The 19,713-nt window shown below is 60.8% G+C and carries 24 protein-coding genes; 13 read left to right on the forward strand and 11 right to left on the reverse strand.

Annotated features, from left to right (window positions below; all coding sequences use genetic code 11):
• Window positions 1-2: 2 nt before the first annotated feature.
• Both BBF94_RS20750 and tldD read left to right on the forward strand, forming a co-directional pair.
• Complete coding sequence (locus BBF94_RS20750) at window positions 3-863, forward strand: carbon-nitrogen hydrolase family protein (RefSeq protein WP_065260841.1); 861 nt, start codon at window positions 3-5, stop codon at window positions 861-863.
• Window positions 864-867: 4 nt separating this feature from the next.
• Window positions 868-2,310 (forward strand): metalloprotease TldD, encoded by a 1,443-nt coding sequence (gene tldD / locus BBF94_RS20755; RefSeq protein ID WP_065260842.1) that lies wholly within the window; start codon window positions 868-870, stop codon window positions 2,308-2,310.
• A gap of 51 nt (window positions 2,311-2,361) precedes the next feature.
• Here the strand turns inward: tldD and yjgA are convergent, their stop codons facing one another.
• A complete protein-coding gene (yjgA, locus tag BBF94_RS20760; protein ID WP_065260843.1) occupies window positions 2,362-2,886 on the reverse strand; it encodes a ribosome biogenesis factor YjgA in 525 nt (174 codons plus the stop codon).
• Between the two features lie 102 nt (window positions 2,887-2,988).
• Between yjgA and pmbA the strand changes: the two genes are divergently transcribed.
• A complete protein-coding gene (pmbA, locus tag BBF94_RS20765; RefSeq protein ID WP_176704487.1) occupies window positions 2,989-4,341 on the forward strand; it encodes a metalloprotease PmbA in 1,353 nt (450 codons plus the stop codon).
• A 97-nt stretch (window positions 4,342-4,438) separates the two neighbouring features.
• On the opposite strand, the gene BBF94_RS20770 is transcribed toward pmbA, so the two are convergent.
• The 10 genes from BBF94_RS20770 to BBF94_RS20815 form a co-directional block, all read right to left on the reverse strand.
• Window positions 4,439-4,714: an HPr family phosphocarrier protein gene (locus BBF94_RS20770; RefSeq protein WP_065260845.1), complete on the reverse strand. Its 276-nt coding sequence runs from the start codon at window positions 4,712-4,714 to the stop codon at window positions 4,439-4,441.
• Between the two features lie 19 nt (window positions 4,715-4,733).
• Complete coding sequence (gene rapZ, locus BBF94_RS20775) at window positions 4,734-5,591, reverse strand: RNase adapter RapZ (RefSeq protein WP_065260846.1); 858 nt, start codon at window positions 5,589-5,591, stop codon at window positions 4,734-4,736.
• A gap of 2 nt (window positions 5,592-5,593) precedes the next feature.
• Window positions 5,594-6,058 (reverse strand): PTS IIA-like nitrogen regulatory protein PtsN, encoded by a 465-nt coding sequence (ptsN, locus tag BBF94_RS20780; RefSeq protein ID WP_065260847.1) that lies wholly within the window; start codon window positions 6,056-6,058, stop codon window positions 5,594-5,596.
• A gap of 11 nt (window positions 6,059-6,069) precedes the next feature.
• A complete protein-coding gene (hpf, locus tag BBF94_RS20785) occupies window positions 6,070-6,378 on the reverse strand; it encodes a ribosome hibernation-promoting factor, HPF/YfiA family (protein WP_065260848.1) in 309 nt (102 codons plus the stop codon).
• Between the two features lie 73 nt (window positions 6,379-6,451).
• The gene (locus tag BBF94_RS20790) at window positions 6,452-7,945 is read right to left on the reverse strand and encodes an RNA polymerase factor sigma-54 (protein WP_065260849.1); all 1,494 of its coding nucleotides are present in this window, start codon (window positions 7,943-7,945) and stop codon (window positions 6,452-6,454) included.
• 185 nt (window positions 7,946-8,130) lie between these two features.
• Window positions 8,131-8,856 carry an LPS export ABC transporter ATP-binding protein gene (gene lptB, locus BBF94_RS20795; protein WP_007953572.1) on the reverse strand — a complete coding sequence of 242 codons (726 nt, stop codon included), beginning with the start codon at window positions 8,854-8,856 and terminating at the stop codon, window positions 8,131-8,133.
• The gene (lptA, locus tag BBF94_RS20800; protein WP_065260850.1) at window positions 8,856-9,401 is read right to left on the reverse strand and encodes a lipopolysaccharide transport periplasmic protein LptA; all 546 of its coding nucleotides are present in this window, start codon (window positions 9,399-9,401) and stop codon (window positions 8,856-8,858) included. The genes lptB and lptA overlap by 1 nt, the downstream gene beginning before the upstream one ends.
• Entirely contained in the window at window positions 9,388-9,960 is a 573-nt protein-coding gene (gene lptC, locus BBF94_RS20805) for an LPS export ABC transporter periplasmic protein LptC (RefSeq protein WP_065260851.1), read from the reverse strand. The genes lptA and lptC overlap by 14 nt, the downstream gene beginning before the upstream one ends.
• An 8-nt stretch (window positions 9,961-9,968) precedes the next feature.
• Window positions 9,969-10,493 (reverse strand): KdsC family phosphatase, encoded by a 525-nt coding sequence (locus tag BBF94_RS20810; protein WP_011332476.1) that lies wholly within the window; start codon window positions 10,491-10,493, stop codon window positions 9,969-9,971.
• Entirely contained in the window at window positions 10,494-11,468 is a 975-nt protein-coding gene (locus BBF94_RS20815; protein WP_065260852.1) for a KpsF/GutQ family sugar-phosphate isomerase, read from the reverse strand.
• A 275-nt stretch (window positions 11,469-11,743) separates the two neighbouring features.
• Between BBF94_RS20815 and BBF94_RS20820 the strand changes: the two genes are divergently transcribed.
• The 10 genes from BBF94_RS20820 (at window position 11,744) to hisC (ending at window position 19,696) form a co-directional block, all read left to right on the forward strand.
• Window positions 11,744-12,556, forward strand: coding sequence for an ATP-binding cassette domain-containing protein (locus BBF94_RS20820; protein WP_065260853.1), 813 nt, complete (start codon window positions 11,744-11,746; stop codon window positions 12,554-12,556).
• On the forward strand, window positions 12,556-13,353 hold the full coding sequence (mlaE, locus tag BBF94_RS20825; protein ID WP_065260854.1) for a lipid asymmetry maintenance ABC transporter permease subunit MlaE: 798 nt from the start codon (window positions 12,556-12,558) through the stop codon (window positions 13,351-13,353). Before BBF94_RS20820 ends, mlaE begins: the two co-directional genes overlap by 1 nt.
• Entirely contained in the window at window positions 13,353-13,820 is a 468-nt protein-coding gene (mlaD, locus tag BBF94_RS20830; RefSeq protein WP_065260855.1) for an outer membrane lipid asymmetry maintenance protein MlaD, read from the forward strand. The genes mlaE and mlaD overlap by 1 nt, the downstream gene beginning before the upstream one ends.
• A gap of 11 nt (window positions 13,821-13,831) precedes the next feature.
• Window positions 13,832-14,482 carry an MlaC/ttg2D family ABC transporter substrate-binding protein gene (locus tag BBF94_RS20835; protein ID WP_065260856.1) on the forward strand — a complete coding sequence of 217 codons (651 nt, stop codon included), beginning with the start codon at window positions 13,832-13,834 and terminating at the stop codon, window positions 14,480-14,482.
• Window positions 14,479-14,784: an STAS domain-containing protein gene (locus BBF94_RS20840; protein ID WP_065260857.1), complete on the forward strand. Its 306-nt coding sequence runs from the start codon at window positions 14,479-14,481 to the stop codon at window positions 14,782-14,784. Before BBF94_RS20835 ends, BBF94_RS20840 begins: the two co-directional genes overlap by 4 nt.
• Window positions 14,785-14,899: 115 nt before the next feature.
• Complete coding sequence (locus BBF94_RS20845) at window positions 14,900-15,139, forward strand: BolA family protein (protein WP_007953556.1); 240 nt, start codon at window positions 14,900-14,902, stop codon at window positions 15,137-15,139.
• Window positions 15,140-15,161: 22 nt separating this feature from the next.
• Complete coding sequence (gene murA / locus BBF94_RS20850) at window positions 15,162-16,427, forward strand: UDP-N-acetylglucosamine 1-carboxyvinyltransferase (RefSeq protein ID WP_065260858.1); 1,266 nt, start codon at window positions 15,162-15,164, stop codon at window positions 16,425-16,427.
• 127 nt (window positions 16,428-16,554) lie between these two features.
• Window positions 16,555-17,190 carry an ATP phosphoribosyltransferase gene (gene hisG / locus BBF94_RS20855; protein WP_065260859.1) on the forward strand — a complete coding sequence of 212 codons (636 nt, stop codon included), beginning with the start codon at window positions 16,555-16,557 and terminating at the stop codon, window positions 17,188-17,190.
• A gap of 125 nt (window positions 17,191-17,315) precedes the next feature.
• A complete protein-coding gene (hisD, locus tag BBF94_RS20860; protein WP_065260860.1) occupies window positions 17,316-18,641 on the forward strand; it encodes a histidinol dehydrogenase in 1,326 nt (441 codons plus the stop codon).
• A gap of 2 nt (window positions 18,642-18,643) precedes the next feature.
• Complete coding sequence (hisC, locus tag BBF94_RS20865) at window positions 18,644-19,696, forward strand: histidinol-phosphate transaminase (protein WP_065260861.1); 1,053 nt, start codon at window positions 18,644-18,646, stop codon at window positions 19,694-19,696.
• Window positions 19,697-19,713: the final 17 nt, after the last annotated feature.

Raw genomic sequence — 19,713 nt, forward strand, 5'->3', positions numbered from 1 at the left:
CCATGTCTTTTGCGGTGATTCAAATGGTCAGCCAGAGCGATGTGCTGGCCAATCTGCGTGATGCCCGACGTCTGCTCGAACAGGCGGCCAGCGCCGGCGCGAAGCTGGCGGTGCTGCCGGAAAACTTCGCCGCCATGGGGCGTCGCGACATCGCCGATATCGGTCGTGCCGAAGCGCTGGGCGAAGGCCCGATCCTGCCGTGGTTGAAACAGACCGCCCGTGACCTCAGGTTATGGATAGTGGCCGGCACCTTGCCGTTGCCGCCGGCGGGGCAGCCCGAGGCGAAATCCCATGCCTGTTCGTTGCTGGTGGACGATCAGGGCGAGATGGTTGCCCGATATGACAAGCTGCATTTGTTCGATGTGGACGTGGCGGACAATCGCGGGCGTTACCGCGAATCCGATGACTATGCTTATGGCAGTGGCGTGGTCGTGGCGGACACCCCTGTCGGCCGGCTCGGCCTGACGGTGTGTTACGACTTGCGCTTCCCGGAGCTGTACAGCGAACTGCGGGCTGCCGGGGCTGAACTGATTACCGCACCCTCGGCTTTCACCGCCGTGACGGGGGCGGCGCACTGGGATGTGCTGATTCGTGCGCGGGCGATTGAAACCCAGTGCTACTTGCTGGCGGCGGCCCAGGGCGGGATCCATCCGGGGCCTCGGGAAACCTTTGGTCACGGGGCGATTGTCGACCCGTGGGGTCGCGTGCTGGCGCAACAGGAACAAGGCGAGGCCGTGTTGCTGGCCGAGCGCGACAGTGACGAACAGGCGTCCATCCGGGCGCGCATGCCGGTGACGAATCATCGGCGGTTTTTTTCGCAGGGCGCGCAGCGACCTGCTTCAGAACACGAATTTAAGGCGTAAACCTATGAGCCAGTTGTTGTCCTCAGTCAGTGATCATCTGTTGGCGCCCGGCGGCGTGACGATCGAGAGCCTGCAAGGCGTGCTTGGTGATCTGGCCGGCCCGGGCATCGATGCGGCCGATCTGTATTTCCAGGGGCAGATTTCCGAGTCCTGGTCGCTGGAAGACGGCATCGTCAAGGAAGGCAGTTTCAACCTCGACCAGGGTGTCGGCGTGCGGGCCCAGTCCGGTGAAAAAACCGGTTTCGCCTACAGCAACGCGATCACCCTCGAAGCCCTCGGCGCGGCGGCCCGTGCGGCGCGGTCTATTTCTCGCGCCGGGCAGAATGGCACGGTGCAGGCGTTCAGCGCGCAGGACGTCGCCCAACTGTACGCGCCGGATAACCCGCTGGAAGTGCTGAGCCGTGCCGAGAAAGTCGAGTTGCTCAAGCGCATCGATGTGGCGACCCGCGCCCTCGATCCGCGAATCCAGCAGGTCAGCGTGAGCATGGCCGGGGTCTGGGAGCGGATCCTGGTCGCTTCGACCGACGGCGGCCTGGCTGCCGACGTGCGTCCGCTGGTGCGTTTCAACGTCAGCGTGATCGTTGAGCAGAACGGTCGTCGCGAACGGGGTGGCCATGGCGGCGGCGGGCGTACCGACTACCGTTATTTCCTCGCCGAAGACCGCGCCATGGGGTATGCCCGTGAGGCGTTGCGTCAGGCGCTGGTGAATCTGGAGGCGATTCCTGCACCGGCCGGCACGTTGCCTGTTGTTCTGGGCTCGGGCTGGTCCGGTGTGCTGCTGCACGAAGCGGTCGGACACGGTCTGGAAGGCGACTTCAACCGCAAGGGCAGTTCGGCCTACAGCGGGCGGATGGGGGAAATGGTTGCCTCCAGACTCTGCACCATTGTCGATGACGGCACGCTGGCCGGTCGTCGCGGCTCCCTGAGCGTCGACGACGAAGGCACGCCGACCGAGTGCACCACGCTGATCGAAAACGGCGTGCTCAAAGGCTACATGCAGGACAAGCTCAACGCGCGCCTGATGGGCGTGGCCCGCACCGGCAACGGTCGTCGTGAATCCTACGCGCACCTGCCGATGCCACGAATGACCAACACCTACATGCTCGGCGGCCAGAGCGATCCGGCGGAAATCATCGCGTCGGTGAAGAAAGGCATCTACTGCGCCAACCTCGGCGGCGGCCAGGTCGATATCACCAGCGGCAAGTTCGTGTTTTCCACCAGCGAGGCGTATCTGATCGAGGACGGCAAGATCACCGCACCGGTCAAGGGCGCGACGTTGATCGGCAACGGTCCGGAAGCGATGAGCCGGGTGTCGATGGTCGGTAACGATCTGGCGCTGGACAGCGGTGTGGGGACGTGTGGCAAGGACGGGCAGTCGGTGCCGGTGGGCGTGGGTCAGCCGACGCTGAAAATCGATGCGATCACCGTGGGTGGCACGGGCGCATAAGCGGGGAGGGAGCTTCGGGTGGCGCGCAGTGCGGCCACCCGGTGGCGAATATCAACGCAGACCGCGTTGAGTCTCGTCCAGCTCACGGATGTATTTGAAGATCTTGCGGCTCGAGGCAGGAGGTTTGTCATGTGCAACCTCGTGCTGGGCCTGCCGGATCAGGGAGCGCAGTTGCTGGCGGTCGGCGTCCGGGTACTCGACGACGAATTTCTCCAGCACGGCATCGTCACCGCCGATCAGGCGGTCACGCCAGCGTTCGAGGTTGTGGAAACGCTCGTTGTACTGGCGGGTAGAGGCATCGAGTTGATCGAGCAGCTCAAGGATCGCGGTGGTGTCCTGATCGCGCATGAGTTTGCCGATGAACTGCAAATGCCGTTTACGTGCAATGTGCGCAACGTGTTTGGGCGCATCGGCCAGAGCCCGGCGCAGGGCGTCGGTCAGTGGCAGTTTGGCCAACCGGTCCGGCTTGAGTGTCGTAAGGCGCTCGCCGAGGTCAACCAGAGCATGCAGCTCGCGTTTGACCTGGGATTTGCTTTTTTCTCCCGTATCGAGGGAGTCGTCGTAAGAATCAACCATGGTGGCAGTCCGCAAAGAAACGCCGCCATGATAACCAGTCGGGGGCCACTTGTCCGGCCCGGTCGCTCGAAGGCCCCAGCCGAAAGCAGAATTTGAGTGGAGATGAGCATGAGTGCAGTTGAAAGCGTCGGCCCGCAGGCATTGCCGGCACTGCAGGAACAGGTCGAGCAGATCATCGCCGAAGCCAGACGTCAGGGCGCCAGTGCCTGCGAAGTGGCGGTGTCGCTGGAGCAGGGCCTGTCGACCTCGGTGCGCCAGCGTGAAGTCGAAACGGTCGAGTTCAACCGCGATCAGGGTTTCGGCATCACCTTGTACGTCGGCCAGCGCAAGGGCTCGGCCAGCACCTCCGCCACCGGTCCGGATGCGATTCGCGAGACCGTTGCCGCGGCGCTGGCGATTGCCAGACACACTTCCGAAGACGAAGCCTCGGGGCTGGCTGACGCGGCACTGATGGCCAAGGATGTTCAGGACTTCGATCTGTTCCACGAGTGGGGCATCACTCCGGAGCAGGCCATCGAGAAGGCGTTGCTCTGTGAAGCCGCCGCGTTCGACGCCGATGCGCGCATCAAGAACGCCGATGGCACCACGTTGAGCACTCATCAGGGCTGCCGCGTGTATGGCAACAGCCACGGTTTCATCGGCGGGTACGCCTCCACCCGGCACAGCCTGAGCTGCGTGATGATCGCCGAGGCCGAGGGTCAGATGCAGCGTGATTACTGGTACGACGTGAATCGCCAGGGCGGTTTGTTGGCTGATCCGGTGAGTATCGGCCAGCGTGCGGCGCAGCGGGCTGCGAGCCGCCTGGGCGCGCGTCCGGTGCCGACTTGCGAAGTGCCAGTGCTGTTTTCCGCTGAACTGGCCGGCGGATTGTTCGGCAGTTTCCTGTCGGCGGTGTCCGGCGGCAGTCTGTATCGCAAGGCGTCGTTCCTGGAAGGCACGCTGGGGCAGAAGCTGTTTCCGCAGTGGCTGACCATCGATGAGCGTCCGCATCTGATGCGCGCCATGGGCAGCGCCGCCTATGACGGGGACGGCCTGGCGACCTATGCCAAACCGTTTGTCGAAAAAGGTGAATTGGTGTCTTACATCCTCGGCACTTATTCCGGCCGCAAGCTGGGTATGCCGAGCACCGCCAACGCCGGTGGCGTGCACAACCTGTTCGTCACCCACGGGGATGAAGATCAGGCGGCTTTGTTGCGGCGCATGGGGCGTGGGTTATTGGTGACTGAACTGATGGGGCACGGCCTGAACATGGTCACCGGCGATTACTCCCGCGGCGCAGCCGGTTACTGGGTCGAGAACGGTGAAATCCAGTTCCCGGTGCAGGAAGTGACCATCGCCGGCAACATGCGCGACATGTTCAGGCAGATCGTCGCGGTCGGTAACGATCTGGAACTGCGCAGCAACATTCGCACCGGTTCGGTGTTGATCGAACGGATGACTGTCGCGGGCAGTTAAGCCACAGTCTGGTACAAAAAAAGGCGCGCCACCGGTGAGGGTGGCGCGCCTTTTTTGTGTCTGCACCATTTCGGGCGGATCTCACCACAAGGTATTTTCAACTGCCCTCGTCGAAGTAGTTGTTGATCAGGGCGACCAGTGCATCCATGGCTTCCTGCTCCTGATGTCCCTCGGTGCTCAAGTGGATTTTGGTGCCTTTGCCTGCGGCGAGCATCATCATGGCCATGATGCTTTTACCATCGACCGTGGTGTCGGGCGTGCGGCCCACCCGGATCGTGCAGTCGGGAAACTGACCCGCCACGCCAACGAACTTTGCCGACGCCCGGGCATGCAGGCCCAGCTTGTTGATGATTTCGATTTCACGAGCAGGCATCGCGGTGTGAGTCCTATGGCTAGCTGAGGTCGCGGTGGCGGACCTGGACGTTTTTCAGGGTTTTCTGCAGGGCCTGACCCAGACGTTCGGTCAGGTAGACGGAGCGGTGATGCCCGCCGGTGCAGCCAATGGCAATGGTGACGTAGGCACGATTGCTTGCAGCGAAGCGCGGTAACCACTTGAACAGGTAGGCGTAGATGTCCTGAAACATCTCTTCCACTTCCGGCTGCCCCGCCAGATACTCGGCCACCGGCTCGTCGAGACCCGATTGTGCGCGCAGCTCCGGTTTCCAGTACGGATTGGGCAGGCAGCGTACATCGAATACCAGATCCGCATCCACCGGCATGCCGCGTTTGAAACCGAACGACTCCACCAGGAACGCCGTGCCGGGTTCCGGCTGGTTCAGCAGCCGCAGCTTGATGGTGTCGCGCAACTGGTAAAGATTGAGATTGGTGGTGTTGACCTTCAGGTCGGCCAGATCGGCGATCGGGCCCAGCAGGGCTGTTTCATCGTTGATGGCTTCAGCCAGCGAGCGGTTCGCACTGCTTAGCGGGTGACGACGACGGGTTTCCGAGAAGCGCTTGAGCAGGGTTTCCTCATCGGCATCCAGATACAGGACGTCGCACTGGATGTGCCGGCTGCGGACTTCCTCGAGCAACTCCGGAAAACGCGAAAGATGGCTCGGCAAATTGCGTGCATCGATCGATACCGCGACCAGTGGCTGAGACAGTTCCGTATGAATCAGTGCGCGTTCCGCCAGCTCCGGCAGCAGGCCGGCCGGCAGATTGTCGATGCAGTAGTAACCGTTGTCCTCAAGGACATCCAATGCGGTGCTCTTGCCCGAGCCGGAACGGCCACTGACGATGATCAAGCGCATGTTTAGTGCCCGTTTTGCTCGTCCAGGACAACCTGATACAAGGCTTCGTTGGTTGTGGCGCGACGCAGTTTCTCGCGTACTTCCTTGCGGTCGAGCATGCTGGCGATCTGACGCAGCAGCTCCAGGTGCGCATCAGTGGCAGCTTCCGGGACCAGCAGCACGAACAGCAGGTCAACCGGCGCGCCATCGATGGCGTCGAAGTCGATAGGCGCTTCCAGGTGCATCAAGGCACTGATGGGCGCTTCACAGCCCTTGAGACGGCAGTGAGGAATGGCGATGCCGTTGCCAAAACCCGTCGAGCCGAGTTTTTCACGGGCAATCAGCGCTTCGAAGACATCTTGCATCTCCAGATCCGGGACTTCCCGGGCGATCAGATTGGCAATTTGTTCGAGGGCTTTCTTTTTACTGCCGCCCGGCACGTTCACCAGGGAACGGCCGGGGGTCAGGATGCTTTCAAGTCGGATCATGGGGGTGGGGGTTATCGACCGGTTGCGCCCTGGAGCAGGCTCTGGGTCTTTTCCTTATGCTTTTTGAGTTGTTTATCAAGCTTGTCGGTCAGCGCGTCGATCGCCGCGTACATATCGGTATGTTCAGCGTTGGCGACGACCTCGTTGCCGGGAATATGCAGCGTGGCTTCGATTTTCTGCTTCAGTTTTTCGACGCACATCGTGACTTGCACGTTGGTGATCTTGTCGAAATGTCCCTCAAGCCTCTTGAGCTTTTGCTCAACGTATTCACGGAGAGGTGGGGTAACTTCCAGTTGGTGTCCACTGATGTTGACTTGCATACAGCTTCTCCTTCGTTGCCAGTGCATAAAGCGGCAGGCCGAAGAGCCTGCCACTGGAACGCTGTAACGTGGCTTACATCAACCGCTTGCGTTCGCTCGAAGGCGCGATTCCGAGGGATTCGCGGTACTTGGCGACGGTGCGGCGAGCCACCTGAATGCCTTGTGCCTCCAGTAAACCAGCGATCTTGCTGTCGCTCAACGGCTTTTTCTGATTTTCCGCAGCGACCAGTTTCTTGATGATCGCGCGGATCGCCGTGGACGAGCATTCGCCGCCTTCGGAGGTGCTGACGTGGCTGGAGAAAAAGTATTTCAGTTCATAGATGCCCCGGGGGGTATGCATGAATTTTTGCGTGGTCACCCGGGAAATCGTCGACTCGTGCATGCCCACCGCTTCGGCAATGTCATGCAGGACCAGGGGCTTCATGGCTTCGTCGCCATACTCCAGGAAGCCGCGCTGATGCTCGACGATCTGGGTTGCCACTTTCATCAGGGTTTCGTTGCGGCTCTGCAGGCTCTTGATGAACCAGCGGGCTTCCTGCAACTGGTTGCGCATGAAGGTGTTGTCGGCGCTGGTGTCGGCGCGACGCACGAAACCGGCGTATTGAGCGTTGACCCGCAGGCGCGGCACCGATTCCTGATTCAGCTCCACCAGCCAGCGCTCGTTGTCCTTGCGCACGATCACGTCAGGCACCACGTACTCGGCTTCGGTGGATTCGATCTGCGAGCCTGGGCGCGGGTTGAGGCTCTGGACCAACTCGATGACCTGGCGCAGTTCATCTTCCTTGAGCTTCATGCGCCGCATCAACTGGCTGTAGTCGCGACTGCCGAGCAAGTCGATGTAATCGGTGACCAGACGTTTGGCTTCATTGAGCCAGGGGGTCTTGGCCGAAAGCTGGCGCAACTGCAGCAAAAGGCACTCGCCCAGGTTGCGGGCGCCGATGCCGGCGGGTTCGAACTGCTGGATGCGATGCAGGACGGCTTCGATCTCGTCCAGCTCGATATCCAGTTCCGGATCGAACGCATCGAGAATTTCTTCGAGGGTTTCGTCCAGATAGCCCTGATTGTTGATGCAGTCGATCAGGGTTACGGCGATCAGGCGGTCGGTGTCGGACATCGGCGCCAGATTCAGTTGCCACAGCAGGTGGCTTTGCAGGCTTTCGCCGGCGGAGGTGCGAGTGGTGAAATCCCACTCGTCGTCATCGCTGCTGGGCAGGCTGCTGGCGCTGGTCTGGTAGACGTCTTCCCAGGCGGTGTCAACAGGCAATTCGTTGGGGATGCGTTCGTTCCATTCGCCGTCCTCGAGATTGTCGACCGTCGGCGCGGTTTCCTGATAGGAAGGCTCCTGAATCTCGGTATTGGGCTTCTGCTCGGCGTTGTCGGCCAGCGGGTCGGAATTGTCGAAGTCGTCGCCATCTTCCTGGCGTTCGAGCATCGGATTGGATTCCAGAGCCTCCTGGATCTCCTGCTGCAGATCCAGGGTCGACAATTGGAGCAGGCGGATGGCCTGTTGCAGCTGCGGTGTCATCGTCAGCTGCTGGCCCATTCTCAAGACTAGCGATGGTTTCATGGCAGGGGCTTAACACCTTATTCGCCGGCGCTATGCGCCATCCACTACAGGGCGCCGAAGCGCCAAATTCAAGCAAATTATATGCCTGAAACTGTCGGGTTTGCCTAGAGCGCTGTAACAATAAAAGCCTATAAAAATGCGCTTCAACGTTACAGCACCGGACGGCTGGTCGAATGCTGTCTCGCTTAGAGGCGGAACTCGTGACCCAGATACACTTCCTTCACCAGATCGTTGGCCAGGATGGTGGCGGAGTCGCCTTCGGCGATCAGCTGACCGTCGTTGACGATGTAGGCCGTTTCGCAGATGTCCAGGGTCTCGCGGACGTTGTGGTCGGTGATCAGTACACCGATGCCCTTGGCCTTGAGGTGGTGGATGATCTGCTTGATGTCGCCCACGGAAATCGGGTCGACACCGGCGAACGGTTCGTCGAGCAGGATGAATTTCGGTGCGGTGGCCAGCGCGCGGGCGATTTCCACCCGGCGACGCTCACCACCGGACAGGCTCATGCCGAGGTTGTCGCGGATATGGCTGATGTGGAATTCCTGCAGCAGGCTTTCCAGCTCCTTGCGACGACCAGCCTTGTCGAGTTCCTGGCGGGTTTCCAGGATGGCCATGATGTTGTCGGCGACCGACAGTTTGCGGAAGATCGACGCTTCCTGCGGCAGATAGCCGATTCCTGCCTTGGCGCGGCCGTGCATCGGCTGGTGACTGACGTCCAGGTCGTCGATCAGGACGCGGCCCTGATCGGCCTGCACGAGGCCCACGATCATGTAGAAGCAGGTGGTCTTGCCGGCGCCGTTCGGTCCGAGCAGGCCTACGATCTGACCGCTGTCGATCGACAGGCTGACGTCGCGCACGACCTGGCGGCTTTTGTAGGCCTTGGCCAGGTGCTGAGCTTTCAGAGTTGCCATTACTGGGTTTTCTCGTCGGTTTTCTTCTTCGGCTGGATCACCATGTCGATGCGCGGACGGGCTTCGGTGACCTTGTTGCCGGTGGCGCGACCTGCGCTGGCGAGTTTTTTCACCGTGTCATAGACGATCTTCTCGCCTTGAGTGGTGTTGTTGTCCTTGTCGACGACCTTGGCCTTGTCAATCAGTACGACGCGGTTTTGCTGTGCGTGGTACTGGATGGTCACGCCCCAGCCCTGGACCGGTTTCTTGTCGCCAGCGGTCTGCAGCTGTTCGAAGTAGGCCAGGTTGCCTACCGAAGTCACCACATCGATTTCGCCGGCCGGGTTGCGTGTCAGCGTCACGGTGTCGCCTTTGACGATCATCGAACCCTGGGTGATGATCACCGCGCCTTTATAAGTGGCAACGCCATTCTTGTCGTCCAGCTGGGCATCGTCGGCCTGAATGCGGATCGGCTGCTCCTGATCGTTCGGCAGAGCCCAGGCGCTCACGCTTCCCAGTGCTGCGCCCAGACTGAGCAAAATAGGGAGGGTTTTAACGAGCCTCATACTGTCCTCTTACGTTCGATTGCAGGTGTATCCTGCTTTCCTTCAAATACGCTTTCATTCCCACGCCGGTCGATACACCGCCAGCGCCGTCGATTCTAACGGGTTGCTGGGTCTGCGCATATTGCTGCTGAGGGAACACCGTCATGCGGGTGCTGGTGATCAGGGTGTCGCGGTTCTTTTCGTCGGTACGCTTGATCCGGACCGAGTCGATCAGTTCGACCTCGGTGCCGCCGGAGTTCACTTCGCCACGCTCGCTGGTCACGTGCCACGGGAAATCGGTACCGCGAAACATGTTCAGGTCAGGTCTGGTGACCAGTGTAATGTCGGTCGCCTTGACGTGTTCGGCCTTCTCGGACGTCATTTCGTACTGCACCTTGCCGTCTTCCAGGTACTGCAGGGTGTGGGTATTGGTCGCGTACCAGTCGATCGGGCTCTCTTCTGCCGAGACAGGAGGCTTGTCGAGGAAGCGTTCCGGGCTGATGTTCCAGTAGCCGACTGCGCCGAAAATCGCAGCGATGCAACCGAACAGCAGTATGTTGCGAAACTTTTTGCTAAACATGGTTTGACTCACAGGTACGCGTTGTTGGCCGCATCGAGGCTGCCCTGGGCGCGCAGGATCAGTTCGCAGAATTCACGGGCGGCACCTTCACCGCCGCGGGCCTGGGTGACGCCGTGGGCATGCTCGCGCACGAAGGCAGCCGCATTGGCCACCGCCATGCCCAGCCCCACCCGGCGAATCACCGGCAGGTCGGGCAGGTCGTCACCAAGATAGGCGACCTGTTCATAGCTTAGGCCCAGTTGTTCGAGAAGGCCGTCCAGGACGACAAGTTTGTCTTCGCGCCCCTGAAACAGGTGCGGGATGCCCAGGTTTTTCGCCCGGCGCTCGACCACCGGAGTCTTGCGACCACTGATGATGGCCGTCTGTACACCGGCGTTCATCAGCATCTTGATGCCCTGGCCGTCGAGGGTGTTGAAGGTCTTGAACTCGCTGCCGTCTTCCAGGAAGTACAGGCGCCCGTCGGTCAGGACGCCGTCGACATCGAAAACCGCCAGCTTGATGGCTTTGCCGCGTTGCAGCAGATCGGTGCTCATTTACATCACTCCTGCGCGCAACAGATCGGAGAGGTTGAAGGCGCCGATCGGGCGATCGTCCTCGTCCACGACGACCAGTGCGTTGATTCGATGGTCTTCCATGATTTTAAGGGCTTCGGCGGCGAGCATCTCGGCGCGGGCGGTCTTGCCGTGTACGGTCATGACCTGATCGATGGTGGCGCTGTGAATATCGATGCTGCGATCCAGCGTGCGACGCAGGTCGCCGTCGGTGAAGATCCCGGCGAGCCTGCCATCGGCCTCCAGAATGACAGTCATGCCCAGCCCTTTGCGGGTCATTTCCATCAATGCATCCTTGAGCAGGGTGCCGCGCTGAACCTGCGGCAATTCCTCGCCGGAATGCATGACGTTTTCCACTTTCAACAGCAGGCGGCGACCCAAAGCACCGCCGGGATGGGAGAACGCAAAGTCTTCGGCAGTGAAACCGCGGGCTTCCAGCAGCGCCACGGCCAGGGCGTCGCCCATGACCAGTGCGGCGGTGGTGGAGGAGGTGGGTGCCAGGTTCAGCGGGCAGGCTTCGTGCTCGACGTGAACGTTGAGATTGACTTCCGCGGCCTTGGCCAGTGGTGACTGCGGGTTGCCGGTCACGCTGATCAACTGGATGCCCAGGCGTTTGATCAGCGGCAACAGCGTGACGATTTCGTTGGTGGAACCCGAATTCGACAGGGCAAGAATCACGTCGTCACGGGTGATCATGCCCATGTCGCCGTGACTGGCCTCGGCCGGATGCACAAAAAACGCCGGGGTGCCGGTGCTGGCCAGGGTGGCGGCAATCTTGTTGCCGATGTGGCCGGACTTGCCCATGCCGACCACCACGACACGGCCCTTGCTGGCCAGAATCATCTCGCAAGCGCGTACGAAATCGGCGTCGATAAGGGGCAGCAAGCCTTGTATGGCTTCCACTTCGAGGCGGATGGTGCGTTGTGCCGATTGAATCAGGTCGCTGGTTTGGCTCATGTCAGAAATCGTATAGCCCGATGAAAAGGCGGCGATTATAGCGGTTATGTTGAAAAGCCTCACGCAAGTTCGACGTGCTTTGTCATTCCTCCTTGTTAAAACCTCTCAATAGACGCTTGCGGCCTGTCATATCGCTGAACGTGGCCGGGGAGAGGCCTTGGGCGCTCGCCCTTTGCAGTGATATAGTTCGCCGCCAGTTCGGCCTGCCCGGGATGTAGGGGCTTTCTCCAGAAAGCCAGGCGTCCGAGTGAGAGGCTGCATCGCAAGGAGTTTAGATGAGTGCCGATAACGCCTACGCGGTCGAGCTGAAGGGAGTCTCCTTCAAGCGCGGTGCGCGGAGCATTTTCAATAACGTCGATATCCGCATCCCGCGCGGCAAGGTCACCGGAATCATGGGGCCTTCCGGGTGTGGCAAGACTACGCTGCTGCGCCTGATGGGCGCCCAGTTGCGGCCATCGCAGGGCGAGGTCTGGGTCAATGGCCAGAACCTGCCGACGCTTTCGCGCAGCGATCTGTTCGATGCGCGCAAGCATATGGGTGTGCTGTTTCAGAGCGGTGCACTGTTCACCGATCTCGATGTGTTCGAGAACGTCGCCTTTCCCCTGCGCGTTCATACCCAATTGCCGGAAGAAATGATCCGCGACATCGTCCTGCTGAAATTGCAGGCGGTCGGCCTGCGGGGCGCCATCGAGCTGATGCCCGATGAGCTCTCCGGCGGCATGAAGCGTCGTGTAGCCCTGGCCCGGGCAATTGCCCTCGATCCGCAGATTCTCATGTATGACGAGCCGTTCGTCGGCCAGGATCCGATCGCCATGGGCGTTCTGGTGCGTCTGATCCGTCTGCTCAACGACGCACTGGGGATCACCAGCATCGTGGTTTCCCACGATCTCGCCGAAACGGCCAGCATTGCCGACTATATCTATGTGGTCGGTGATGGCCAGGTATTGGGGCAGGGGACGCCGGACGAACTGATGAATTCGGATGAACCGCGTATCCGTCAGTTCATGACCGGCGACCCCGATGGGCCGGTGCCGTATCACTTTCCAGCGACGGATTACCGCGCAGATCTTCTGGGGAAGCGCCGCTGATGCGAAGAATTACTTTAATGGAGCGTGTGCGCCGTTTCGGCCAGGCCGGGATCGACACCGTAGCCGTATTCGGTCGATCGACCCTGTTCCTGTTTCATGCCCTGCTCGGGCGTGGCGGTATCGGCGGCAGTTTCGGCCTGCTGGTCAAGCAGTTGCATTCGGTCGGCGTGATGTCGCTGGTGATTATCGTGGTTTCCGGGATATTCATCGGCATGGTGCTGGCGCTGCAGGGGTTCAACATCCTGTCCAGCTACGGCTCGGAACAGGCTGTCGGGCAGATGGTTGCGCTGACCCTGTTGCGTGAATTGGGCCCGGTCGTGACCGCACTGCTGTTCGCCGGTCGCGCAGGCTCGGCACTGACGGCGGAAATCGGCAACATGAAGTCCACCGAGCAGTTGTCCAGCCTGGAAATGATCGGTGTCGATCCGCTCAAGTACATCATTGCCCCGCGCCTGTGGGCGGGGTTCATTTCCCTGCCGGTGCTGGCGATGATCTTCAGCGTGGTCGGCATCTGGGGCGGTTCGTGGGTCGCGGTCGACTGGCTGGGGGTCTATGAAGGGTCCTACTGGGCGAACATGCAGAACAGCGTGAATTTCTCCAGCGATGTACTCAACGGCGTGATCAAAAGTATCGTTTTCGCCTTTGTCGTGACCTGGATCGCCGTATTTCAAGGCTACGACTGTGAACCCACTTCCGAGGGAATCAGCCGTGCCACCACCAAGACCGTCGTGTTCGCCTCGCTGGCAGTGCTCGGCCTGGACTTTATTCTGACCGCTTTGATGTTTGGAGATTTCTGATGCAAAACCGCACCCTGGAAATCGGTGTCGGCCTGTTCCTGCTGGCAGGGATCCTGGCTTTGCTGCTGCTTGCTCTGCGGGTCAGTGGCCTGTCTCCGACTTCGACCACCGATACCTACAAGCTTTATGCCTACTTCGACAATATCGCCGGGTTGACGGTCAGAGCCAAAGTGACCATGGCGGGTGTAACCATCGGCAAGGTCACGGCGATCGATCTGGACCGTGACAGTTTCACCGGCCGGGTGACCTTGCAGGTGGATAAAAAGGTCGACAACCTGCCGACCGACTCCACAGCGTCTATTCTGACCGCTGGCCTGTTGGGCGAGAAGTACATCGGTATCAGCGTGGGCGGGGAAGAAACCCGGCTCAAGGATGGTGGAACCATTCATGACACCCAGTCGTCACTGGTGCTGGAAGACCTGATCGGTAAATTCCTGCTCAATACCGTTAGCAAAGACGCCAAATGAGGAGCTTTTGAATGATCTCTATCTTGCGACGTGGCCTGTTGGTGTTGCTCGCGACACTGCCACTGCTGGCAAATGCTGCGCCCGGTCAATCGGCGCACGATCTGGTTCAGGACACCACGAACCGGATGCTCGCCGATCTGGCAGCCAATAAAGAGAAGTACAAGCAGGATCCGCAGGACTTTTACGCCGCGCTCAACAGCATCGTGGGGCCGGTGGTGGATGCCGAAGGCATTTCCAAAAGCATCATGACGGTCAAGTATTCGCGCAAGGCCACCCCGGCGCAGATGCAGACCTTCCAGGAAAACTTCAAGCGCGGCCTGTTCCAGTTCTACGGCAACGCCTTGCTGGAATACAACAACCAGGGCATCACCGTCGATGCGCCGAAGGATGAGTCGGGCGACCGCACCAGCGTCGGCATGACCGTCAAGGGCAACAACGGCGCGATCTATCCGGTTCAGTACACGCTGGAGAAGATCAACGGCGAGTGGAAGCTGCGTAACGTGATCATCAACGGCATCAACATCGGCAAGCTGTTCCGTGACCAGTTCGCCGACGCGATGCAGCGCAACGGCAACGACCTGGACAAGACCATCAACGGCTGGGCCGGTGAAGTGGCCAAGGCCAAGCAGGCTGCCGAGCAACAAGAGAAGCCGGCCCAATGACCGAGTCGGCTGTTCGTCTGGACGAAGCCAGTGTGCTGCAGCTCACTGGCGTGCTGGATTATCGCACCGGCCCCGGCCTTCGGGAGCAGGGCCGGGCGCTGATCAAGTCGTGCAATGCCCCGGCACTGGTGATCGACTGCTCGGCGGTGGAGAAGTCCAGCAGCGTCGGTCTGTCGTTGCTGCTGTGCTTCATTCGTGATGCGAAAGCCGCCGGCAAGACCGTCAGCATCCGCGAGATGCCCGAAGACATGCGTGAAATCGCTCAGGTCAGCGAACTGACCGAGCTGTTGGCGCAACCCTGAACCCGCATCTATAAAGAAGCCCCCCGTCAGAGTCCTGCGCAGCGGGGTTCGCAGGCGCGGGGCTTTTTTGTATGATGTCCGACCCGTGCGCACAGGGCGCCGATTGAGGTTGAGCATGCAGGCCGTAGAAGTTAAGAGCTTCCTTGAAGGGAAGTTGCCAGGAACGCAGGTGGAAGTCGAAGGCGAAGGCTGCAACTTTCAGCTGAACGTGATTAGCGATGAACTGGCAGCGTTGAGCCCGGTCAAGCGTCAGCAGAGCATCTATGCCCATTTGAACCCTTGGATCGCCGATGGCAGCATCCACGCGGTCACTATGAAATTTTTCAGCAGCGCGGCCTGGGCCGAGCGCACCTGAGCCCTAGGGCGTCGAGATTCTTATGGATAAATTGATTATTACCGGTGGCGCTCGTCTTGATGGCGAGATCCGCATCTCCGGGGCGAAGAACTCCGCCCTGCCGATCCTGGCCGCCACCCTGCTGTGCGATGGTCCGGTCACTGTCGGCAACCTGCCGCACCTGCACGACATCACCACCATGATCGAGCTGTTCGGCCGCATGGGCATCGAGCCTGTGATCGACGAAAAGCTCAGTGTCGAAATCGACCCGCGCACCATCAAGACCCTGGTCGCTCCGTACGAGCTGGTGAAAACCATGCGCGCGTCGATCCTGGTGCTCGGCCCGATGGTCGCACGTTTCGGCGAAGCCGAAGTCGCCCTGCCTGGCGGTTGCGCCATCGGCTCGCGTCCGGTGGATCTGCACATCCGTGGCCTGGAAGCCATGGGTGCGATCATCGACGTCGAAGGCGGTTACATCAAGGCCAAGGCCCCCGAAGGCGGTCTGCGTGGCGCGCACTTCTTCTTCGATACCGTCAGCGTGACCGGTACCGAGAACATCATGATGGCCGCCGCCCTTGCCAAGGGCCGCAGCGTATTGCAGAACGCCGCCCGCGAGCCTGAAGTGGTCGACCTGGCGAACTTCCTGAATGCCATGGGCGCCAAGGTGTCCGGCGCCGGCACCGACACCATCACCATCGATGGCGTCGAGCGCCTGGGTTCGGCCTTCTTCAAGGTCATGCCTGACCGTATCGAAACCGGCACCTACCTGGTGGCCGCAGCGGTCACCGGCGGTCGCGTGAAGGTCAAGGACACCGATCCGACCATCCTCGAAGCCGTTCTGGAAAAACTCCGTGAAGCCGGCGCAGAAATCACCACCGGTGAAGACTGGATCGAGCTGAACATGCACGGCAAGCGCCCGAAGGCGGTCAACGTGCGCACCGCGCCGTACCCGGCGTTCCCGACCGATATGCAGGCGCAGTTCATCTCGCTCAACGCCATTGCCGAAGGCACCGGTGCAGTGATCGAGACGATCTTCGAAAACCGCTTCATGCACGTGTACGAACTGCACCGCATGGGCGCCAAAATTCAGGTTGAAGGCAATACCGCCATCGTGACCGGCGCTGAACTGCTCAAGGGCGCGCCAGTGATGGCGACCGACCTGCGGGCTTCGGCCAGCCTGGTGATCTCGGCGCTGATGGCCGAAGGCGATACCCTGATCGACCGCATCTACCACATCGACCGTGGTTATGAGTGCATCGAGGAAAAACTGCAGATGCTGGGCGCGAAGATCCGTCGCGTTCCGGGCTAGTCGCTGCATCGGGGCACAGGGAAGTGTCCGTTGAATTCGTTTCGATCGGGGGTGGTGACACCCTCGATGTATGTCCGGCGCCGATTGCGACCGGACATGAGTACCTTGATAAGGACTGACGTTTCCCATGTTGACCATCGCACTGTCCAAGGGCCGCATCCTTGACGACACCCTGCCGCTTCTCGCTGAAGCGGGCATCGTGCCGACCGAGAATCCGGACAAGAGCCGCAAGCTGATCATCCCCACGACCCAGGAAGACGTACGCCTGTTGATCGTGCGTGCCACCGACGTGCCGACCTATGTCGAACATGGCGCGGCCGACCTCGGCGTTGCCGGCAAGGATGTGCTGATGGAGTATACGGGCCAGGGCCTGTACGAGCCGTTGGACCTGCAGATCGCCCGGTGCAAGCTGATGACCGCCGGCAAGGTCGGCGCCGTCGAGCCCAAGGGCCGTCTGCGTGTCGCCACCAAATTCGTCAACGTTGCCAAGCGTTACTACGCCGAACAGGGCCGTCAGGTCGACATCATCAAGCTTTATGGCTCGATGGAACTGGCGCCGCTGATCGGTCTGGCCGACAAGATCATCGACGTGGTCGACACCGGCAACACCCTGCGTGCCAACGGTCTGGAACCCCAGGAACTGATCGCCACGATCAGCTCGCGCCTGGTGGTCAACAAGGCTTCGATGAAAATGCAACACGCCCGGATCCAGGCGTTGATCGACACACTGCGCAAGGCAGTGGAGTCTCGACACCGCGGCTGATGTACCTGCGCGACCCCGTGTCGCGCCGTCTATCCGCCTCATAGCCAGAATTCTCAGGTGCCCAAGCGGATCGAATGGTAGTTTCGGGCGCCTGAGTTTTCCGCCATTCCTATGAGGCTCTCGCTATGACCGCACCGACTGCAATTCGCCGACTCAACGCTGCTGACCCGGATTTCGCGCATCATCTGGATCATCTGCTGAGCTGGGAAAGTGTGTCTGACGACTCGGTCAATCAGCGGGTGCTGGACATCATCAAGGCTGTGCGCGAACGCGGTGACGCGGCGCTGGTCGAGTTCACGCAGAAATTCGATGGCCTCGAAGTCGCCTCGATGGCGGATCTGATCCTGCCGCGCGAGCGCCTGGAACTGGCCTTGACCCGCATCAGCGTGGCGCAACGCGAAGCGCTGGAAAAAGCCGCCGCCCGGGTTCGCAGCTACCACGAAAAGCAGAAGCAGGACTCCTGGAGCTACACCGAAGCCGACGGCACGGTGCTGGGCCAGAAGGTCACGCCGCTGGACCGCGCCGGTCTGTATGTGCCGGGCGGCAAGGCGTCGTATCCGTCTTCTGTACTGATGAACGCGATTCCGGCCAAGGTCGCTGGCGTCACCGAAGTGGTGATGGTGGTGCCGACCCCGCGTGGCGAGGTCAACGAACTGGTGCTGGCAGCGGCATGCATCGCCGGCGTTGACCGGGTGTTCACCATTGGTGGCGCCCAGGCGGTTGCCGCATTGGCTTACGGCACCGAAAGCGTGCCGCAAGTGGACAAGGTCGTCGGCCCGGGCAACATCTACGTCGCCACCGCCAAGCGTCACGTGTTCGGTCAGGTCGGCATCGACATGATCGCCGGTCCGTCGGAAATCCTCGTGGTGTGCGACGGCCAGACCGATCCGGACTGGATCGCCATGGACCTGTTCTCCCAGGCCGAGCACGACGAAGACGCCCAGGCGATTCTGGTCAGCCCGGACGCCGGGTTCCTCGACAAGGTCGCCGCCAGCATCGACAAACTGCTGCCGACCATGGAGCGCGCCAACATCATCGAAACCTCGATCAATGGCCGAGGCGCCCTGATTCACGTGCGCGACATGGCCCAGGCCATCGAAGTTGCCAACCGCATCGCGCCGGAGCACCTTGAACTGTCGGTCGCCGATCCGCAGGCCTGGCTGCCACAGATTCGCCACGCCGGTGCGATCTTCATGGGCCGTCACACTTCCGAGGCGTTGGGTGACTACTGCGCCGGTCCGAACCACGTATTGCCGACTTCCGGCACTGCACGTTTCTCCTCGCCGCTGGGTGTGTACGACTTCCAGAAGCGCTCGTCGATCATCTTCTGCTCCGAGGCCGGTGCTTCGGAATTGGGCAAGACCGCATCGATCCTGGCCCGTGGCGAATCCTTGAGCGCCCACGCACGCAGTGCCGAGTACCGCATCAAAGACGAAGTGAAGGGGAACTGAACATGAGCAAATTCTGGAGCCCGTTCGTCAAGGATCTGGTGCCTTACGTGCCGGGCGAGCAGCCGAAGCTGACCCGTCTGGTCAAGCTCAACACCAACGAAAACCCGTACGGCCCGTCGCCAAAAGCCCTGGCGGCGATGCAGGCCGAGCTCAATGACAACCTGCGTCTGTACCCGGATCCGAACAGTGATCTGCTGAAAAACGCCGTCGCCAGCTACTACGGCGTGCAGAGCAATCAGGTGTTCCTCGGCAACGGTTCGGACGAAGTGCTGGCGCACATCTTCCACGGCCTGTTGCAACACGATCAGCCGATCCTGTTTCCGGACATCAGCTACAGCTTCTATCCGGTCTACTGCGGCCTGTACGGCATCCAGTTCGATGCGGTGCCGCTGGACGCACAGTTCCGGATCAACCCGGCGGACTACGCCAAACCGAACGGCGGGATCATATTCCCCAACCCGAACGCGCCGACCGGTTGCCTGCTGGCACTGGAAGCGGTCGAGCAGATCCTCAAGGCCAGCCCGGATTCCGTGGTGGTGGTCGACGAGGCCTACATCGACTTCGGCGGTGAAACCGCGATCAGTCTGGTGGATCGATATCCAAACCTGCTGGTGACCCAGACCCTGTCCAAGTCCCGTTCGCTGGCGGGCCTGCGGGTCGGTCTGGCGGTCGGGCACCCGGATCTGATCGAGGCGCTGGAGCGGATCAAGAACAGTTTCAACTCCTATCCGCTGGACCGCATGGCCAATGTCGGCGCGGCGGCGGCGTTCGAGGATCGCGAATACTTCGACAAGACCTGCGCACTGGTCATCGAAAGTCGCGAATGGGTGGTTGCGCAGTTGCAGGCCAAAGGTTTTGAAGTGCTGCCGTCAGCGGCCAACTTCATCTTCGCCCGGCATCCGCAACATGATGCGGCAGGGCTGGCGGCCAAACTGCGTGAGCAGGGTGTGATCGTGCGCCACTTCAAGCAGGAACGGATTGCCCAGTTCCTGCGGATCTCGATCGGTACGCCGGAGCAGAATCAGGCGTTGATCGACGGTCTCGGCGACCTCTGATCAGCGGGTGAAAAAAA

The organism is Pseudomonas bananamidigenes (assembly GCF_001679645.1).
Lineage (GTDB): Bacteria > Pseudomonadota > Gammaproteobacteria > Pseudomonadales > Pseudomonadaceae > Aquipseudomonas > Aquipseudomonas bananamidigenes.

What these genes read in the sequence shown, in the direction of transcription:
- BBF94_RS20750 (WP_065260841.1), top strand. Translation starts at nt 3, where the DNA reads ATGTCTTTTGCGGTGATTCAAATGGTCAGCCAGAGCGATGTGCTGGCC.
- murA (WP_065260858.1), top strand. Translation starts at nt 15,162, where the DNA reads ATGGATAAATTGATTATTACCGGTGGCGCTCGTCTTGATGGCGAGATC.
- tldD (WP_065260842.1), top strand. Translation starts at nt 868, where the DNA reads ATGAGCCAGTTGTTGTCCTCAGTCAGTGATCATCTGTTGGCGCCCGGC.
- BBF94_RS20770 (WP_065260845.1), bottom strand. Translation starts at nt 4,714, where the DNA reads ATGCCTGCTCGTGAAATCGAAATCATCAACAAGCTGGGCCTGCATGCC.
- BBF94_RS20815 (WP_065260852.1), bottom strand. Translation starts at nt 11,468, where the DNA reads ATGAGCCAAACCAGCGACCTGATTCAATCGGCACAACGCACCATCCGC.
- mlaE (WP_065260854.1), top strand. Translation starts at nt 12,556, where the DNA reads ATGCGAAGAATTACTTTAATGGAGCGTGTGCGCCGTTTCGGCCAGGCC.
- pmbA (WP_176704487.1), top strand. Translation starts at nt 2,989, where the DNA reads ATGAGCATGAGTGCAGTTGAAAGCGTCGGCCCGCAGGCATTGCCGGCA.
- hisD (WP_065260860.1), top strand. Translation starts at nt 17,316, where the DNA reads ATGACCGCACCGACTGCAATTCGCCGACTCAACGCTGCTGACCCGGAT.
- mlaD (WP_065260855.1), top strand. Translation starts at nt 13,353, where the DNA reads ATGCAAAACCGCACCCTGGAAATCGGTGTCGGCCTGTTCCTGCTGGCA.
- lptA (WP_065260850.1), bottom strand. Translation starts at nt 9,401, where the DNA reads ATGAGGCTCGTTAAAACCCTCCCTATTTTGCTCAGTCTGGGCGCAGCA.
- yjgA (WP_065260843.1), bottom strand. Translation starts at nt 2,886, where the DNA reads ATGGTTGATTCTTACGACGACTCCCTCGATACGGGAGAAAAAAGCAAA.
- BBF94_RS20810 (WP_011332476.1), bottom strand. Translation starts at nt 10,493, where the DNA reads ATGAGCACCGATCTGCTGCAACGCGGCAAAGCCATCAAGCTGGCGGTT.
- BBF94_RS20840 (WP_065260857.1), top strand. Translation starts at nt 14,479, where the DNA reads ATGACCGAGTCGGCTGTTCGTCTGGACGAAGCCAGTGTGCTGCAGCTC.
- ptsN (WP_065260847.1), bottom strand. Translation starts at nt 6,058, where the DNA reads ATGATCCGACTTGAAAGCATCCTGACCCCCGGCCGTTCCCTGGTGAAC.
- BBF94_RS20820 (WP_065260853.1), top strand. Translation starts at nt 11,744, where the DNA reads ATGAGTGCCGATAACGCCTACGCGGTCGAGCTGAAGGGAGTCTCCTTC.
- BBF94_RS20845 (WP_007953556.1), top strand. Translation starts at nt 14,900, where the DNA reads ATGCAGGCCGTAGAAGTTAAGAGCTTCCTTGAAGGGAAGTTGCCAGGA.
- hisG (WP_065260859.1), top strand. Translation starts at nt 16,555, where the DNA reads ATGTTGACCATCGCACTGTCCAAGGGCCGCATCCTTGACGACACCCTG.
- BBF94_RS20790 (WP_065260849.1), bottom strand. Translation starts at nt 7,945, where the DNA reads ATGAAACCATCGCTAGTCTTGAGAATGGGCCAGCAGCTGACGATGACA.
- BBF94_RS20835 (WP_065260856.1), top strand. Translation starts at nt 13,832, where the DNA reads ATGATCTCTATCTTGCGACGTGGCCTGTTGGTGTTGCTCGCGACACTG.
- lptC (WP_065260851.1), bottom strand. Translation starts at nt 9,960, where the DNA reads ATGTTTAGCAAAAAGTTTCGCAACATACTGCTGTTCGGTTGCATCGCT.
- hpf (WP_065260848.1), bottom strand. Translation starts at nt 6,378, where the DNA reads ATGCAAGTCAACATCAGTGGACACCAACTGGAAGTTACCCCACCTCTC.
- lptB (WP_007953572.1), bottom strand. Translation starts at nt 8,856, where the DNA reads ATGGCAACTCTGAAAGCTCAGCACCTGGCCAAGGCCTACAAAAGCCGC.
- hisC (WP_065260861.1), top strand. Translation starts at nt 18,644, where the DNA reads ATGAGCAAATTCTGGAGCCCGTTCGTCAAGGATCTGGTGCCTTACGTG.
- rapZ (WP_065260846.1), bottom strand. Translation starts at nt 5,591, where the DNA reads ATGCGCTTGATCATCGTCAGTGGCCGTTCCGGCTCGGGCAAGAGCACC.